General features: G+C 74.6%; 10 protein-coding genes. 4 read left to right on the plus strand and 6 right to left on the minus strand.

From position 1 onward, the window contains the following. Positions 1 to 51: 51 nt before the first annotated feature. Positions 52 to 1,467 (plus strand): glycoside hydrolase family 32 protein, encoded by a 1,416-nt coding sequence (locus ACYVAP_RS04085; RefSeq protein ID WP_498859654.1) that lies wholly within the window; start codon positions 52 to 54, stop codon positions 1,465 to 1,467. A 178-nt stretch (positions 1,468 to 1,645) separates the two neighbouring features. Here ACYVAP_RS04085 and ACYVAP_RS04090 read toward each other — a convergent pair whose 3' ends face one another. The 4 genes from ACYVAP_RS04090 to ACYVAP_RS04105 all read right to left on the minus strand — a co-directional run bounded on the left by ACYVAP_RS04090 (position 1,646) and on the right by ACYVAP_RS04105 (position 9,157). Further along, complete coding sequence (locus ACYVAP_RS04090; RefSeq protein ID WP_498859655.1) at positions 1,646 to 2,599, minus strand: helix-turn-helix transcriptional regulator; 954 nt, start codon at positions 2,597 to 2,599, stop codon at positions 1,646 to 1,648. A gap of 129 nt (positions 2,600 to 2,728) precedes the next feature. Beyond that, on the minus strand, positions 2,729 to 4,828 hold the full coding sequence (locus ACYVAP_RS04095) for a prolyl oligopeptidase family serine peptidase (protein WP_498859656.1): 2,100 nt from the start codon (positions 4,826 to 4,828) through the stop codon (positions 2,729 to 2,731). An 82-nt stretch (positions 4,829 to 4,910) separates the two neighbouring features. Further along, positions 4,911 to 8,276 carry a class-II aminoacyl-tRNA synthetase family protein gene (gene lysX / locus ACYVAP_RS04100; RefSeq protein ID WP_498859657.1) on the minus strand — a complete coding sequence of 1,122 codons (3,366 nt, stop codon included), beginning with the start codon at positions 8,274 to 8,276 and terminating at the stop codon, positions 4,911 to 4,913. Further along, complete coding sequence (locus tag ACYVAP_RS04105) at positions 8,273 to 9,157, minus strand: hypothetical protein (protein ID WP_498859658.1); 885 nt, start codon at positions 9,155 to 9,157, stop codon at positions 8,273 to 8,275. Before ACYVAP_RS04105 ends, lysX begins: the two co-directional genes overlap by 4 nt. A 94-nt stretch (positions 9,158 to 9,251) precedes the next feature. On the opposite strand from ACYVAP_RS04105, the gene ACYVAP_RS04110 reads away from it, so the two are divergent. Next, the gene (locus ACYVAP_RS04110; RefSeq protein WP_498859659.1) at positions 9,252 to 10,013 is read left to right on the plus strand and encodes a DUF998 domain-containing protein; all 762 of its coding nucleotides are present in this window, start codon (positions 9,252 to 9,254) and stop codon (positions 10,011 to 10,013) included. A 103-nt stretch (positions 10,014 to 10,116) separates the two neighbouring features. On the opposite strand, the gene ACYVAP_RS04115 is transcribed toward ACYVAP_RS04110, so the two are convergent. Beyond that, positions 10,117 to 11,064: a PhzF family phenazine biosynthesis protein gene (locus ACYVAP_RS04115; protein WP_498859660.1), complete on the minus strand. Its 948-nt coding sequence runs from the start codon at positions 11,062 to 11,064 to the stop codon at positions 10,117 to 10,119. Between the two features lie 59 nt (positions 11,065 to 11,123). Between ACYVAP_RS04115 and ACYVAP_RS04120 the strand changes: the two genes are divergently transcribed. After that, positions 11,124 to 12,194 carry an NYN domain-containing protein gene (locus ACYVAP_RS04120; RefSeq protein ID WP_498859661.1) on the plus strand — a complete coding sequence of 357 codons (1,071 nt, stop codon included), beginning with the start codon at positions 11,124 to 11,126 and terminating at the stop codon, positions 12,192 to 12,194. A 92-nt stretch (positions 12,195 to 12,286) separates the two neighbouring features. Here the strand turns inward: ACYVAP_RS04120 and ACYVAP_RS04125 are convergent, their stop codons facing one another. Continuing rightward, a complete protein-coding gene (locus ACYVAP_RS04125; protein WP_498859662.1) occupies positions 12,287 to 13,717 on the minus strand; it encodes an MFS transporter in 1,431 nt (476 codons plus the stop codon). A gap of 340 nt (positions 13,718 to 14,057) precedes the next feature. On the opposite strand from ACYVAP_RS04125, the gene ACYVAP_RS04130 reads away from it, so the two are divergent. Beyond that, positions 14,058 to 15,560: a sodium:proton antiporter gene (locus ACYVAP_RS04130; RefSeq protein ID WP_498859663.1), complete on the plus strand. Its 1,503-nt coding sequence runs from the start codon at positions 14,058 to 14,060 to the stop codon at positions 15,558 to 15,560. Positions 15,561 to 15,578: the final 18 nt, after the last annotated feature.

The following is a 15,578-nucleotide window of genomic DNA, read 5'->3' on the forward strand; positions in this document are numbered from 1 at the left end:
TCCCGGCGGGGCGCGACCGCGCCCCGCCCCCTCCCACCGGACTGAGAGCACATGAGCACCGTCGCCCCCACCCGCACCGACGCCCACCGTCCCGAGCATCACCTCACCCCCGTCGCCACCTGGATGAACGACCCCAACGGGCTCATCCTCCACGAGGGGACCTGGCACGCGTTCTTCCAGAACAACCCCTTCGGCAGTCTCTGGGGGAACCTCTCCTGGGGTCACGCGACGTCCCCGGACCTCGCCACCTGGACCGCGCAGCCCGTCGCGATCGAGGCCACCGCGGAGGAGATGATCTTCTCCGGCAGCGTGGTCCACGACGCGGGGAACACCTCCGGACTCGGCGGCGACGACGGCAGCGGCCCGCTCGTGGCGATCTACACGAGCGCCTACACCGACGCGCACCCCACCCTCGCGGGCATCCAGGCGCAGTCGATCGCCTCCTCGACGGACGGCGGGCTCACCTGGACCCGCCACGCAGGCAACCCGGTGCTCGACCGGGGCAGCGCGAACTTCCGCGACCCGAAGGTGTTCCGCCATGCCGAGTCGGGCCGCTGGGTGATGGTCGCGGTCGAGGCGCTCGAGCACACGGTGCACGTCCACACCTCCACCGACCTCCTGACCTGGGAGCATGCCTCCGCGTTCACCCATCCCGCGGTGGACGGGGGGATCTGGGAGTGCCCGGACCTCGTGCGGGTGCCGGTCGACGGCGACGGCGGCGGCGAGGCATGGGTGCTGATCCTCTCCACGAACCCCGGCGGCCCCGCGGGCGGCTCCGGCACCTACGCGATCCTCGGCGACTTCGACGGCCGCGACTTCACCGTGACCGCCGCTCCGGTGCCCCTGGACCTCGGCCACGACCACTACGCCACGGTCTCCTTCTCCGGCGTCGAGGGGAGCCCCGTGCTCCTGGGCTGGATGAACAACTGGGACTACGCGACCACGACGCCCACGGACCCGTGGCGCTCCGCGATGACGCTCCCGCGCACCCTGCACCTGGAGCAGGGGGCCGACGGTAACCTCGCCCTGCGCCAGCAGCTGCTCGTGCCGGACGCCGTCGCGACGTTCGAGCTGGAGGTGCCGGAGCCGCTCCCGGCGCCGCAGGAGGTCGCCCGGGTCGAGGGCTCCACGCCGTTCCACCTCCGGGGCATCCTGCCGCGGGGCCGGGCGCTGGACCTGGTGCTCCGGGTCGACGGGGAGGACGGCCCCCGCGAGGTGGTCGTCGAGGTCACCGCCGACGGCACCGTCACCGTGGACCGCTCCCGCGCCCACCTCACGGACTTTGCCCCGGGCCACACCCGATCGGCTCCCTGGACGGCCCGCCCCGGCACCGAGGGGATCCCCTTCTCGCTGGTCATGGACCGCTCATGCCTCGAGCTCGAGCTCGACGGAGGCAGGGCGCTGGTCTCCGAGCAGGTCTTCCCCGGCCCCGGTCAGGTCAGCGTGCTCCTCGTCCCCCGCACCTGAGCCCTGCGTCAGCCTGTCCGATTGCGCGCCCCAGTTCCACGAACGGAACCACAGCGCGCAAACGGACACCGGGTGGCGGCAGCGGGCGGGGAGCGGGGCGATCGACAGGCGGCGGCAGCGGGCGGGGAGCGGGACGGACGGCGAGCAGCCGGGCGGCGGGGCCCGGTGGGCGCGCGGCTCAGGAGGGCACGCTCGGGTCCGCGCCCTCCGGGGCGGTGGCGGTGGCGGCCCCGTGCTCGCGCAGCTCCTCGACGCGGGTCGCTGCCCAGCTCGAGAGCAGGCTCATGCGCTCCGCGGCCTCGGTCGCGGGCTCCGCCGTGTAGGCGATGAGCATGCACCCCGGATCCGCGGAGAGCTCCATCTGCTCGAAGCGCACCGTCAGCGCCCCCACCACGGGGTGCACGAAGCGCTTGGTGCCGGCGCTGTGGGCGTGGACGTCGTGCGCGGCCCACAGCCGTCGGAAGTCCTCAGAGCAGGTGGAGAGCTCCCCGATCAGCTCCTGCAGCACCGGATCGTGCGGGTCCTTGCCCGCCTCGACGCGCAGGGCGCCCACGCCCATCCGCGCGAACACCTCCCAGTCCGGGTAGAAGTCGCGGGAGGCGGGGTCCAGGAACTGGAAGCGCACGAGGTTCGGGGCGTGCACGCCCTCGGGCAGGGCGAGCAGCCCCGCCTCACCCACCACCGGCAGGTAGAAGGCACGGCCCAGCTGGTTCGCGGCGATCATCCGGTGGTACGGGTCGCGGACGAACACGGCGGAGCCGGTCATCCCGTCGAGCATCCACTGCAGTGCGGGCCGGGAGCCGGCGAGCGCCGCGGGACGGGGCCGGCGGCGGCGGGACGCGGTGGCGGTGCCGTCGGCCGCGCGGGCGAGGTCCTGCAGGTGGCGACGCTCCACCTCGTCGAGCTGAAGTGCGCGGGCGAGCGCATCGAGGACGGAGGCGGAGGCGCCGGTGATCTGCCCGCGCTCGAGCTTCGCGTAGTACTCGACGCTGAGTCCCGCGAGCACGGCGACCTCGCTGCGGCGCAGTCCGGGCACGCGCCGGGCGCCGATGCTCGGCAGCCCCGCCTGCTCCGGCGTGACCTTCGCACGGCGGGTCATGAGGAACTCGCGGACCTCGGCTCGGTTGTCCATGCACGCCAGGGTAGGTCCCCTCCTGCGCCCGGGCGGCACCCCTGCGGTGCCCTGCCGGTACACCCCTCCGACGGGGCTGCCCGTGCCGGTGCCCTCCGCGGCGCTCGAGCTGGGGGACCGCCGCCGGTCTCAGCCGCGGTCGAGGTCCAGCACGGGCACCTCGAGCGGGGTGAAGCCCAGCACCTGCCCGTAGAAGGAGAGCGCGGCCTCGGTGGCGCGGACGATCGTCGCCGCCTTCCGGAACCCGTGCTGCTCCCCCTCGAACAGCAGGTAGGCGTGCGGGATGCCCTTCGCGGCGAGCGCGTCGCGGAACATCTCGGACTGGCTGGGCGGCACGATCCTGTCCTCGTCCCCCTGGAGGAGCAGCACGGGGCACTCGAGCTCGTCGACGTGGCTGAGCGGCGCCCGCTCGACGTAGAGGTCCCTGCGCTCCGGGTAGGGGCCGACGAGCCCGTCGATGTACCGGGACTCGAAGTCGTGGGTGTCGCTGCGGAAGGACTCGAGCTCCGCGACGCCGAAGCTCGAGACGCCGGCGGCGAAGGTGTCGGTGCGGGTGAGGCACGCGAGGGTGGTCCAGCCGCCCGCGCTGCCGCCCTCGATCGCGAGCCGGGCGCCGTCGGCGATCCCGGCGCTGACCAGGTGTTCCATGACGGCGACGGTGTCCTGCACGTCGACCACGCCCCACTGGCCCTTCAGGCGGTCCCGGTAGGCGCGGCCGTGGCCGGTGGAGCCGCCGTAGTTGACCTCGACGACCCCGAGGCCGCGGGAGGTGTAGTAGGCGACGGGCAGGCTCAGCACGGGCGGCACGTGCGAGGTGGGGCCGCCGTGGACGCGGGCGATGAACGGGGGCAGCTCGCCGTCCTGCCCGGCGAAGCCCTCCTGCCGGGGCCGGTAGACGATCGCGTGGACCACGCCGCCGCCCGCGAGCGGCACCTCGATGCTCTCCCCGGTGGGGAGGGCGGCGGCATCCGGGGCGTCCTGCCGGGAGGAGCGCAGCACCGTCAGCGGGGACAGCGCGGGGGCGGGATCGAGGGTGAGGCGCGCGGTGTGCAGCGCGGGGAACGCGGTGGGCGAGGCGCCGCCGATGACGAGCAGGCCGCCCTCCCCCACGGCGATCGAGGAGATCAGGGTCAGCGGCTGGTCGAGGTCCGTGACGATGCCGCTGCTCACGGTGAGCACGCCGGGGGCGTCGGCGTCGCGGCCGTGCTGGACGAGCACCCGGTCCGCGTCGAGCACGTGCATCCAGGTGGTGCCGAGCATCCAGAGGGACCCGGCGAACTCGCGCTCGGCGTGCGGGGACCCGCCCGGCAGCACGGGGCGGGCGCCGTCCTCGGCGCTCCATCGCTGCGGGGTCCACCAGCCGGAGTCGTCGGCGAGGTAGAGCAGGGTGTCCTCGTCGAGCCACGCGGGCTGCAGCACGGAGACGTCCGTCGCGCCGGCGATGATCTCCCCGGTGCCGGCCTGCCCGTCGATCAGCGGTGCGACGTGCAGGAGCGTGCCGTCCCACGGCATCTGCGGGTGCTCCCAGCTGATCCATGCGAGGCGTGTGCCGTCGGGGCTGAGCGCGGGGGCGGCGACGAAGCGGGAGGCGGGTGTGACGCGGCGGATCGCGGCGGGGTCCTCCGCGGCGGAGCCGTCGAGCGGCACGGCGGCGATGTACCGCTCGACGTGCGGGGCGCCGTCGGCGTCGGTGTGGGGACCGTCGGCGCCTCCGGTGTGGTCCTCGCAGATCCACCACACCTCGCGGGTGCCGTCCTCGAGCGTCACGGGGGTGGGGCACGCCCAGCGCAGCGAGGGCCCGTGGGCGGAGGGGACCTCGGGGCCGACGGGGCTCAGCGGATGCGGCTCGTGCCCCGGGACCAGGGAGTGCACGCGCTGGGAGGCGAAGTCGACGAAGAGCACGAGCGGCGGCTCGTGGGAGTCGTGGTCGTCGGCGTCGCCGTGGTCGCCGAAGCCTGCGGGCACCGCGGTCCAGGCGGAGCCGCCGTACTCGTGCACGCGGGAGCGGGCGTTGTACGGGGCGGGGAGGACGACCTCGGGGGCCGCGCCCTCCGCTCCGGAGCCGGTCGAGCGGACGATCGCGATGCGGCCGCCCTCGGTGGCGATCCCTTCGCTCCACCAGATCTCGCCGCCCACGAGCTGCGCGCCCCCCAGGCGGGTGCCTCCGGAGGCGATCTGCTCGGCGGTGATCGGGGAGGGCCAGGTGCCGAAGGGGAGCGTCGTCGTCATGGGGGCCAGGATATGACGCGCGGCACAGCCCGGCGAGCGGTGGCGGGGCCCTCGCGCACGGGCCACCGGGGACCGGCCCCGCTCACCGGCCCGGCGGGCGGACGAGGGGGAAGAGGATGGTCTCGCGGATCGGCAGGCCGGTGAGGTTCATGACGAGCCGGTCGATGCCCATGCCCATCCCGCCGGTGGGCGGCATGCCGAGCTCGAGGGCGCGCAGGAAGTCCTCGTCCACGGCCATCGCCTCGGGGTCCCCGGCGGCGGCGAGCAGCGACTGGGCGACCAGGCGCCGGCGCTGGTCCGCGGGGTCGATGAGCTCGGAGTAGGCGGTGCCCTGCTCGGTGCCCTGGATGACGAGGTCCCACTTCTCGGCGAGCCGCGGGTCGTCCCGGTGCGGGCGGGCGAGCGGGGCGTTCTCGCGGGGGAAGTCGCAGTAGAAGACGGGCGTGGTCGTCGCGTGCTCGCACAGCGCCGAGTAGAGCTCCTCGAGCACGGGGCCGGCGGCCAGGCGCGGGTCGAGCTCGAGGCCGATCGCGCGGGCGTGGGCGTGGAGCCGGGCGGCGGGGGTCGAGGCGTCCACCTCCTCGCCGAGGGCGCGGGAGACGGCGGTCGCGAGGGGGATCACGGGCCAGTCGCCGGAGAGGTCGAACTCCTCGAGCCGGCCGTCCTTCGTGGTGCGCAGGCCGATCTGCCGGCCGTGCACGGCCTCGGCGGCGTCCTGGACGATCCGTTGGGTGAGGCGGCGCATGCCGTGCTGGTCGCTGTACGCCTCGTACACCTCGAGGGAGGTGAACTCGGGGTTGTGGGTGGCGTCGGCGCCCTCGTTGCGGAACTGCCGGCCGATCTCGAAGACCTGCTCCATCCCGCCCACGAGCAGCCGCTTGAGGTGCAGCTCGGTCGCGATGCGGAGGTAGAGGTCGAGGTCGTAGGCGTTGATGTGGGTCTCGAAGGGACGGGCGGAGGCGCCGCCGTGGACGGTCTGCAGCACGGGCGTCTCGACCTCGGTGAAGCCGAGCGCGTGGAGGGTGTCGCGCACGCTGCGCACGACGGTCGCGCGGCGGTGGGCGGTGGTGCGGGCGTCGGGCCGCACCACGAGGTCCACGGCCCGGTCGCGCACGCGCGCCTCGGGGTCGGCGAGGCCGTGGTGCTTGTCCGGCAGCGGGCGCAGCGCCTTCGAGGTGAGGGTGAGGGTGCGCGCCTCGACGGTGACCTCGCCGGTGCGGGTGGTGATGACCTCGCCGCGCACGGCGATCTGGTCACCGAGGTCGAGGCGCCGCCACAGCGACCAGGCCTCGGCGGCGGCGGCGTCCCCGAGGAGCACCTGCAGGTCGCCGCTGCCGTCGCGGAGGGTCGCGAAGCCGATCCGCCCGTGCTCGCGGCGGCGCAGGATCCGCCCCGCGACGGCGACCTCGGTGCCGCTGCGCGCGTCCGGCCCGAGTCCCGCCGCGGCGGCGCGCGCCTCGGCGAGGGTCGTGGTGCGCTCGGCCCCCACGGGGTAGGGGTCGATGCCGTCGGCGCGGAGGGCCTCGAGCTTCGCGAGGCGCACCCGCACCTGCTCGGGTACGCGGCGCCCGGCGAGCGCCGCCTCGAGCGGGTCCTCCTCGGGGGGCAGCAGGGCCCGGACGGCGGCGGCGCGCTCCTCGCCGCCGCTCGTGAGCGCCTCCTCGGGGGTCCGACGGCGGCCCGCGCCGGGCAGGGCGAGGGGGCGCAGGAAGCCCTCCGCGGTGCCGGCGGCGACGCCCACCCGGGGGAGGTCGGAGGCGAACTCGAAGCACAGGTAGCGGGGCTCCCACGCGGGACGGTACTTCGCGTTCGCGCGGTAGAGGGACTCGAGCTGCCAGCCGCGGCTCGCGACGAGCAGGCCGCGCCGCCAGAGCCGGGCGAGGGGTCCCGCGCCGATCTCCGCGCCGCGCTCGAAGGCCTCGCGGAACATGGCGAAGTTCAGCGACAGGCGGCCCACGCCGTGCCCGGGGGCCTGCTCCGCCATGGCGGTGACCAGCAGCTCCATGAGCCCGTTGGGGGCGGTGGGGTCGCGGCGCATGAGGTCGAGGGAGGCGCCGGTGCGGCCCCAGGGCACGAAGGAGAGCACGCCGCGCAGGGTGCCGTCGGCGTCGCGCGCCTCGACGAGCAGGCAGTCGCCGTCGAGCGGGTCGCCGAGGCGGCCGAGCGCCATGGAGAAGCCGCGCTCCTCGCCGCCGTCGCCGCGCCAGCGGGCGGCGCCGTCCTCGATCGCGGTGAACTCCTCGGCGGTGAGGTCCGCGTGGCGGCGCACGGCCGTGGTGTACCCGCGCTCGCGGAGACGGTGCACGGCCTGCCGCACGCCGCGCATGGCGGGGCCGGAGAGGCTGAAGTCCCGCAGGTCCAGGACAGCTTCGTCACCGATGTCGTAGACGACGAGCCCGGCCTCGGCATAGGCGCGCCCGCCCGCCTCGCCGGCACCCATGACGGCGAGGGAGAGCCCCTGGTCACGGGCGTGGGCGCGCCAGGCCTCGATCGCCTGCGGCCACCGCTCGGGGTCCCCGACGGGGTTGCCGCTCGCGAGGCTCACGCTGCCCACGGTGCGGTGGGAGATCCCGGCCCTCGCCTGCGACGGGTCCTCCGTGTCCCAGACGATCGCCTTGTCGCGGCGGGTCGCGAAGTAGCCGAGCGAGTCGTGCTCGCCGTGGGCGGCGAGCAGGGTGCGCACGCGCGCCTCGTCGGCCGCGGGCAGCTCCTGCGCGGCGCGCGGGGGCCGGAACAGCAGCAGCGCGGAGGCGAGGACGACGACGGCGCCCACGAGGTTGACGAGCCCGTGCACCCACCAGGGGGCGTGCACCGCCTGCACGGCCTCGAAGCGGCCGACGTCGGCGAGCATGCGGGAGAGCACGAAGCCCAGGGCCGAGCCGTAGGAGTCGGCGCGGCCGGCGTGCTGGACGAGCCAGGCTCCGCCGCCGAGCAGGGCGGCGCCGCCCAGGAGGAACAGCGCGGCGGCGGCGCGGAGGCTGCCGGGGACGCGGCGGGCGGTGAACTGCCGGCGCGAGCGCAGCAGCAGCACGATGACGAGCAGCCCGAGCAGGAGCCCGATCTCGGGGAGCACGTGGCGGCCGCGGCCGAGCATCGGCCCCGTCGCCTCGGTGAGCTCGAGTAGGCGGCCCAGCTGCGGGATCGCGACCCACCAGATCAGGGTCAGCCACCAGGCGGCGCGGAGGCGGCGGCGCAGGGCGACCGCGAGCACCACGAGCAGGGCCGTGTAGATGAGGCTGGGGACGACGGGGATCGCGAGCGCGGAGACCGGGTCGTCCGGCCGGTCGAAGAAGCGGTGCCACGGCGGGACGATCGTGACCAGCAGGTTGAAGACGGCGGCGAGCAGCATGACGCTCGCGAAGCGGTCCGGCCAGCGGTCGTCGAGCGCGTGCCAGGGGCTGCGGCGGATGGCGCCGGTCCGCCTGGCGGTGGGGTCGACGCCGGTCATGCGGGGTCCTTCCGGTCGGGGCCGACGGGGGCGGGGTCGGGGTCGATCTCGCCGTGCCGGGCGAGGGACACGGCCCCGGCGCTCGCGGCGAGGCATCCGAGGATCGCCGCCCACTCCCACCCCGGGCGGGGCCGGTCGCCCAGCGCGATCACGCCCACGAGGGCGGGCACGAGCGTCTCGCCCACGACGAGCGGGGCGGTGGCTCGTGTGACGGAGCCGCGCTGGAGGGCGGTGGAGTAGGTGAGCAGGGCGAGCGCCCCGGCGAGGACGAGCGCGTAGCTGCTCGGGTCCGTGAGCAGGGTGAGCAGGTAGCGGCCGGGCGACTGGCCGGCGGGGCCGGGCAGCACGCGGCTCGCGATCGCGGTGACGCCGAAGGCGAGACCGGCGACGGCCCCGAGCCCGGCGGCGCCTCGATGCCCGGGCGCGCGGCCGACGACCATCGCCGCGGGGACGAGCAGCAGGGCGCCCCCGAGCACGGCCCAATCCCCGGCGGGAGGGAGGGCGACGGCGTGGTCCGGGGCGGCGGAGGCTCCGACGAGCACGAGCCCGCCGACGACCACGGCGATCCCCGCGCGGTCCCGCCCGCCGAGCGGCATGCGCAGCAGCACGGCCGCGAGCACCGCGGTCACGGCGAGGAAGCTCGCGACGACGGACTGCACGACGAACAGCGGCAGGCTGCGCACGGCGAGCAGGGAGAGCAGGAAGCCGGCGCCGTCCGCGGCGACGCCGATCAGGTAGCGGCCGGAGCGCAGGAGCCGGGTGAGCAGCCGCGGGTCGAGGCCCGTGGAGGCGGTGGTGCGGCGGGCGGCGTCGGCCTGGAGGACGGAGCCGATCCCGTAGCAGAGGGCGGCGCCGCCCGCGGAGCACAGTCCCAGGAGCACAGCTCAACGATAGGCGTCCCCCTGGGAACCTCCAGGGAGGGCGGCGCACAATCGGTGGCGTCGGAGGACGGCGGTCGGATCAGGAGGTGGGCGCGTGCTGCAGGACGATGCGCTGCGCGGCGCCCGGGTGCCGGGCACCGGCGTCCTCGCCCGCTGCCGGGAGGCCGCCCGCGCCGTGCTGGCCTCGCGCCGCACCCTGCACCTCGCCACCGGGGCGGTCGCGGCGGTGCTCTACTCCAACTTCCTCATCGACCTGCTGGTCCCGGGCCCGCACGAGTGGGCGCAGCAGGTGAGCGTGCTCGAGATCCCCGGGCACCGCAGCGCCCTGCTGCTGCGCACGACGGACGTGCTCGCGGCGCTGCTCGTGCTCGCCCAGCTGCCTGCGGTGCGCGCGGCGCTGCCGGTCTCGCGATGGCGGCGGCTCGTGGTGGGCGGGGCGGCGGCCTTCGCCGCGGGCGGGATCCTCGCGGCGATCGTCACCCTGCCCGCGGACCCGCAGGTGGGGGTGGACGGCCTGGTCACGACGGCGGGCACCCTCGACCCGGGGGCGCTGCGCCGGGCGGCCCACAACGGGACGAGCATCCTCTCGGTGGGCGGCATGGTCGCGAGCGCGGGGGCGGCGTGGATGCTGCTGCGCCGCCGCCCGCGCGAACGGCCCCGCTGGCTGGGCCCGGTGGTCACGGTCGTCGCGGCGGGCTGCGCGGTCGAGCTCGGCGCGGATCTCGTGGTCGCCCTGCGACCGCAGTGGCAGCTGCTCGACGGCCTCTCGCAGCGGGCCCAGATGCTCACGCTGAGCGCGTGGGTGGTGGGGCTCGGCGCGATCGCGGCTCGCCCTCCACGGGCCGTCGAGTCCTGAGACCGGCGGGGCCGACGGCGCCGGGCCGGGCGGCGTCCTCCGACGGCGGCGCTCAGCGGGCGCCGCTGCCCAGCGGGCGCCGCGCCCCAGCGGGCGTCGCGGATCAGAGGTCGATGCTGCCCCGCAGGTCCACGCGGACGGTGCCGCCCACCCACACGGTGCCGTCCGCGTCCACGTCCAGGTGCACGAGGCCGTCCCGCCGCAGCGCGGTGCCCTGGTGGGCGGTCCACGGCGGGGTGAGCGCGCCGCGCTCGAGCATCCACTGGGCGATGCCGGCGTTGAGGCTGCCCGTGACCGGGTCCTCGTAGCCGGCGGTCCCGGTGGCCGGGTCCGCCGCGACGAAGCCGCGCACCTCGTAGGCGGGGCCGCTCGCGCCGGCCGAGCCGTCGGCGGCGCCGGTCGTGTCCGTCCCGTCGGACCCGTCGGACCCGTCGGTCCCGTCGGACCCGGTCGGCCCGACCACGCCGAGCGCGGCGATCTTGCGCGCGGGGATCGCGGCGAGGTCCGGGGCGAGGGCGAGCACCTCCTCGGCGGAGCCCAGCTCGAGCACGCACCAGCCGGCGCCGTTGTCCACCCAGGCGTGGCCCCGCACCGCGCCCGGGTCGATGCCGAGGGCCGCGGCGGCGGCCCCCACGTGCTCCGCGTCGAGCGGGCCGCTGCGGCGCAGGGGCGGCGCGGCGAAGGCGAGGGTGCCCGCGGCCTCGTCGCGGCGCACCTCCACGAGACCCGCCCCGCACTCCTGCACGATCCGCTCCCCCGCCGGGACACCGCCCGCGGCGAGCCATGCGGCGGCCGTGCCGAGGGTGGGGTGGCCGGCGAAGTCGAGCTCCGTGGACGGGGTCAGGATCCGCACCCGGTAGTCCGCACCCTCCTGCGTGGGCGGCAGCACGAACGTGGTCTCGGAGAGGTTCGTCCAGGAGGCGAAGGCGCGCATCGTGCCCTCGTCGAGGCCGTCGGCGTCGAGCACCACGGCCAGCGGGTTCCCGCGGAACGGGGACGCCCCGAACACGTCGACCTGGGCGAAGGGACGGGAGCTGGAGCGTGCGCGCATCGACACATCCTGTCAGGTCGGGGAGGCGCCGCGCCCCCTCCAGGGGGCAGACTGGCCCCATGCCGGATCCCCAGGACCCCCGCGTCGCCGTGTACCTCGACTTCGACAACATCGTCATGTCCTGGTACGACCGCGTCCACGGACGCCACGCCTTCAGCCGAGACCGCCAGCGCATCGCCGCCGATCCCACCGAGCCGGAGATCGCCGACCGCCTGGCGCGCGCCACCGTGGACTTCGGCGCGATCATCGACCACGCCACCTCGTTCGGCTCCCTCATGCTGACCCGCGCCTACGCGGACTGGTCCGCCCCCATCAACGCCGACTACCGCGCCCAGCTGGTCGCGCGCGCCGTGGACCTCGTGCAGCTGTTCCCCGCCGCCGCCTACGCGAAGAACGGGGCCGACATCCGCCTCGCCGTGGACGCTGTCGAGGACATGTTCCGCATCCCCGCCCTCACCCACGTCGTGATCGTGGGCGGCGACTCCGACTACGTGCCGCTCGCGCAGCGCTGCCGCCGCCTGGGCCGCTACGTCGTGGGCCTCGGCGTCGCCGGCTCGACCGCGAAGTCCCTCGCCGCCGCGTGCGACCAGTTCGACTCCTACGAGACCCTGCCCGGCGTGGAGCTGCCCGCCGGGGAGGAGCCCCGCCGCGGCCGCAAGAGCCAGGCGAGCACGGAGACCTCCTCCGACGCCGCCGGCACCGCCGCGACCACCGGCAGCGGGACCGGGTCCGCGTCGGCCGCCACGACCGAGGAGACCCGGGACCGCACCGCCGCTCCGACCCACGTCGACACCGCCGAGTCGGAGGACTCCCCGGGGCCGACAGCCGCCGAGACCGCCGCCGCGGAGTCCGCCGCCGCGAGCCGCCTGCTCGCGCGCGCCCTCCAGCAGGGCGAGCGGGACGACGCCGAGTGGATGCACCTGTCGATGGTGAAGACGTTCATGCGCCGCATGGACCCCTCGTTCAGCGAGAAGGCCCTGGGCTACCGCTCGTTCTCCGAGTTCCTCCTGGACCACGAGGAGATCGCGGAGATGGAGGAGTCCGGGCACGAGCGCCTCGTGCGCCCCCGCGAGCAGGAGAAGGAGCAGCCCGGGTCCGGGCGCTCCGGCCGCCGCTCGAAGAAGAGCTGACCCGCCTCACGCCCACATGAGCTGAGCCCGCCCCCGATGTGGGGGCGGGCTCAGTCGTCCCGTGCGGGCCCGGAGTCAGCCGGTCCGGAGGATCAGCGACCGGCCTCGTCGAGCGCCTGGTCCTCGGCGGCGATCGCCTCCGTGCCGAAGTCCTCCGGCTCCGACTCGGGGATGTCCGTGCCGTGCAGCGACGCACCGGCCGTCTCCTTGAGGAAGAAGACGGCGACCATGCCGACCAGGCAGCCGGCCATCATGTAGACGGCAGGGAACTCGAGGAACCCCGTCTTCCCGACCACCCACTCGTTCACACCGGCGGCCGTGCCGCCGAAGATCGAGGTGAAGAGGTTGTAGGTGACCGCGAAGCCCGCGAAGCGCACCTGCGCGGGGAACATCGCCGGGAAGGTCGCGGAGATGGTGGACAGCTGCGGGATGTACAGCAGGCCCAGCACCGCGAACCCGATGATCGCGAAGGCGAAGCCCTGGCCCATGAGCATGTACATCGGCACCGCCATGACGAACAGGCCGATCAACGAGGTCCACCACATCTTCTTGCGCCCGAGGACGTCCGAGTAGCGGCCGATGAACGGGATCAGCGCCATCATCGCGAGCTCGCCCACCAGCACCACGACCAGGGCCTGAGTCGTGGTCAGCTCGATCTTGGACTCGAGGTAGCCGGGCATGTAGGTGAGCAGCGTGTAGTTCACGATGTTCAGCGGGATCACGAGGCCGCCCATGATGAGGATCGGCTTCCAGTACTCCACGACCAGGTCGCGCAGACCGCCGGCCACCGAGTCCTGGCTCTCGCCGGCATCGTCGAGCTCCTGGAAGACCGGGGACTCGTCGAGCCTGCTCCGCAGGTACAGGCCGATCAGGCCCAGCGGGAGCGCGAGGAAGAACGGCAGGCGCCAGCCCCAGTCCGCCATGACGTCCGGCCCGAGGATGACCTCGAGCAGGAGCGTCACGCCGGAGCCGAGGGCCACACCGCCCAGGGTGCCGAACTCGAGGAAGCTGCCGTACTGGCCACGACGCTTGTCCGGTGCGTACTCCGCCATGAACGTCGCGGCACCGCCGTACTCACCGCCCGTGGAGAAGCCCTGCAGCAGGCGCAGCAGCGCGAGCAGGATCGGCGCGAGGATGCCCACCTGCTCATAGGTGGGCAGGACGCCGATGAGGAAGGTCGAGCCGGACATCAGGAGGATCGTCAGGGCGAGCACGTGCTTGCGCCCCACCCGGTCTCCGAGCGGTCCCCAGACGAGCCCGCCGAAGGGGCGGGCGATGAAGGAGATCGCGATGAAGGCGTAGGTCCAGAAGGTGCCGCCGCTGTCCGGCGGGAAGAAGTGCTGGGCGATGTAGAGCGCGACCACGCCGTAGGCGCCGTAGTCGTACCACTCGGTCGCGTTGCCGAGGGCGGAGGCGGCGATCGCCTTGCGGATGGTGCGCCGGTCCGGCAGCTCCTCGAAGGGAATCGGCCCGGTGGAGGTCGGCACCTCGGGTGCGGACCCGTCTGCGGATGACGTGCTCACGTTTCTCCGTTCGTCGCGGCACGGGGCGGCTCCCCGCGCTCGACCGAGGACCGACGGTAGGAGCTTCCGGAGGATCTGGCCAGTCGTCACAGTCCCCAGAGACTGTGAAGGTCCGAATTATCGGAGACCGGGGCACCCGGCACCGCTCCCGCACCTCCCCGTCACCTCCGACAGGGTCGCGATGCGGACGTGCCGCCGAGACCCCCGCGGGGGTGTGCCATGCTGGCGCGTGGCACGCCGAGGGCGCTCGACGGGCCTGGTGTGCCGGGAAGTCTGGTCGGCGTCGGGATTACTCTGCCCTGAAGCAGCCCGGCCCCCGCCCCGCACGCCAGGAGTCCCCATGACGTTCCCCGCCTGGTCCATCGCCCCCTTCGTGCTGATGCTCGCGGCGATCGCGATCGCCCCGCTCGTCCCCGCCCTCGCCAAGCACTGGGAGCACCCGCGCAACCAGCTGCTGTGGTCGCTGCTGCTCGGCGTCCCCGTCACGATCGGCGTGCTGCTCGCGGGCCGCGGTGACCTCGTCACCGTCGCCGGCGTCGAGTACCTGCAGTTCATCGCGCTGCTCTTCGCGCTCTTCGTCGTCTCCGGCGGCATCTTCCTGCGCGGCGACATCGCCGCCACCCCGCGCACCAACACGATCTTCCTGGCCGTGGGCGGCGTGCTCGCGAGCTTCATCGGTACGACGGGGGCGGCGATGCTGCTCATCCGGCCGCTGCTGAACACGAACGCCGAGCGCCGGCACACGGCGCACACCGTCGTCTTCACGATCCTCATCGTCGCGAACTGCGGCGGGCTGCTCACGCCGCTGGGCGACCCGCCGCTGTTCCTGGGCATGCTGCGCGGCGTGCCGTTCACGTGGACGCTGCACCTCGCCCCGATGTGGCTGTTCGTCAACGCGCTGCTGCTGCTGACCTACTGGGCGCTGGACCGTCGGATCATCGCCCACGAGCGCCCCGAGGACGTCGCCGCGGACCGCACGCACGTGACCCCGCTGCGCCTCGCCGGGGCGAGCAGCCTGATCTGGTTCGCGGTCATCATCGTCGCCGTCGCCGTCATCCCCTCCGTGGACGGCCACGAGCTCGCCGAGGGCCACGCCCACGGCGCGGGCCTCGTGCCGTGGCGGGAGATCGTCATGGTGGGCGCCGCCCTGGCCGCGCTGCGCTTCGGGAACCGGGCCGTGCGCTACGAGGACAACCAGTTCGAGCTCGGCCCCATCAAGGAGGTCGCCGCCCTGTTCATCGGCATCTTCCTCACGATGGTGCCGGCGCTCGAGGTGCTCCGGAACGCCGCACCGAAGCTCCCCTTGAACGAGATCACGCTCTTCGTCTTCACGGGCGGCCTGAGCGCGGTGCTCGACAACGCCCCCACCTACGCGACCTTCTTCGAGATGGCGACGCAGCTGCCCGGGGAGCCCCGCGTCGCGGACGTCCCCCAGCTCTACCTCGTCTCGATCTCGCTGGGCGCCGTGCTGTGCGGCGCGATCACCTACATCGGCAACGGCCCGAACTTCATGGTGAAGTCGGTGGCGGAGTCCCGCGGCGTGCAGATGCCGAGCTTCGGCGGGTACGTGCAGCGCACCTTCATGTACCTCGTGCCGGTGCTCGCCGCGATGGTGCTGCTGTTCATCGCCCAGCCCACGTGGACCACGATCGCGGGCGTGTTCCTCACGGCGCTGCTGCTGGCCCGCATCGCCCACCTGTTCGTCACCTTCGACGGCACGGTCGGCGTCGCGCTCCTGGACCCGGACGTGCGCGCCTCCCTGCCCGGTCGCCCGCTCCCGCGCGACGCGGCGGAGCGCGACCGACCTCTCGGCGCCCTCGAGCCCGGGCACCGCGAGGACTGACCACCCGTCCACCCCGAC

The organism is Brachybacterium horti, from assembly GCF_054777615.1.

Bases quoted from the DNA above. Each gene is read 5' to 3' on its own strand.
- ACYVAP_RS04115 (WP_498859660.1), bottom strand. From the start codon at position 11,064: ATGCGCGCACGCTCCAGCTCCCGTCCCTTCGCCCAGGTCGACGTGTTC.
- ACYVAP_RS04130 (WP_498859663.1), top strand. From the start codon at position 14,058: ATGACGTTCCCCGCCTGGTCCATCGCCCCCTTCGTGCTGATGCTCGCG.
- ACYVAP_RS04090 (WP_498859655.1), bottom strand. From the start codon at position 2,599: ATGGACAACCGAGCCGAGGTCCGCGAGTTCCTCATGACCCGCCGTGCG.
- lysX (WP_498859657.1), bottom strand. From the start codon at position 8,276: ATGACCGGCGTCGACCCCACCGCCAGGCGGACCGGCGCCATCCGCCGC.
- ACYVAP_RS04085 (WP_498859654.1), top strand. From the start codon at position 52: ATGAGCACCGTCGCCCCCACCCGCACCGACGCCCACCGTCCCGAGCAT.
- ACYVAP_RS04120 (WP_498859661.1), top strand. From the start codon at position 11,124: ATGCCGGATCCCCAGGACCCCCGCGTCGCCGTGTACCTCGACTTCGAC.
- ACYVAP_RS04095 (WP_498859656.1), bottom strand. From the start codon at position 4,828: ATGACGACGACGCTCCCCTTCGGCACCTGGCCCTCCCCGATCACCGCC.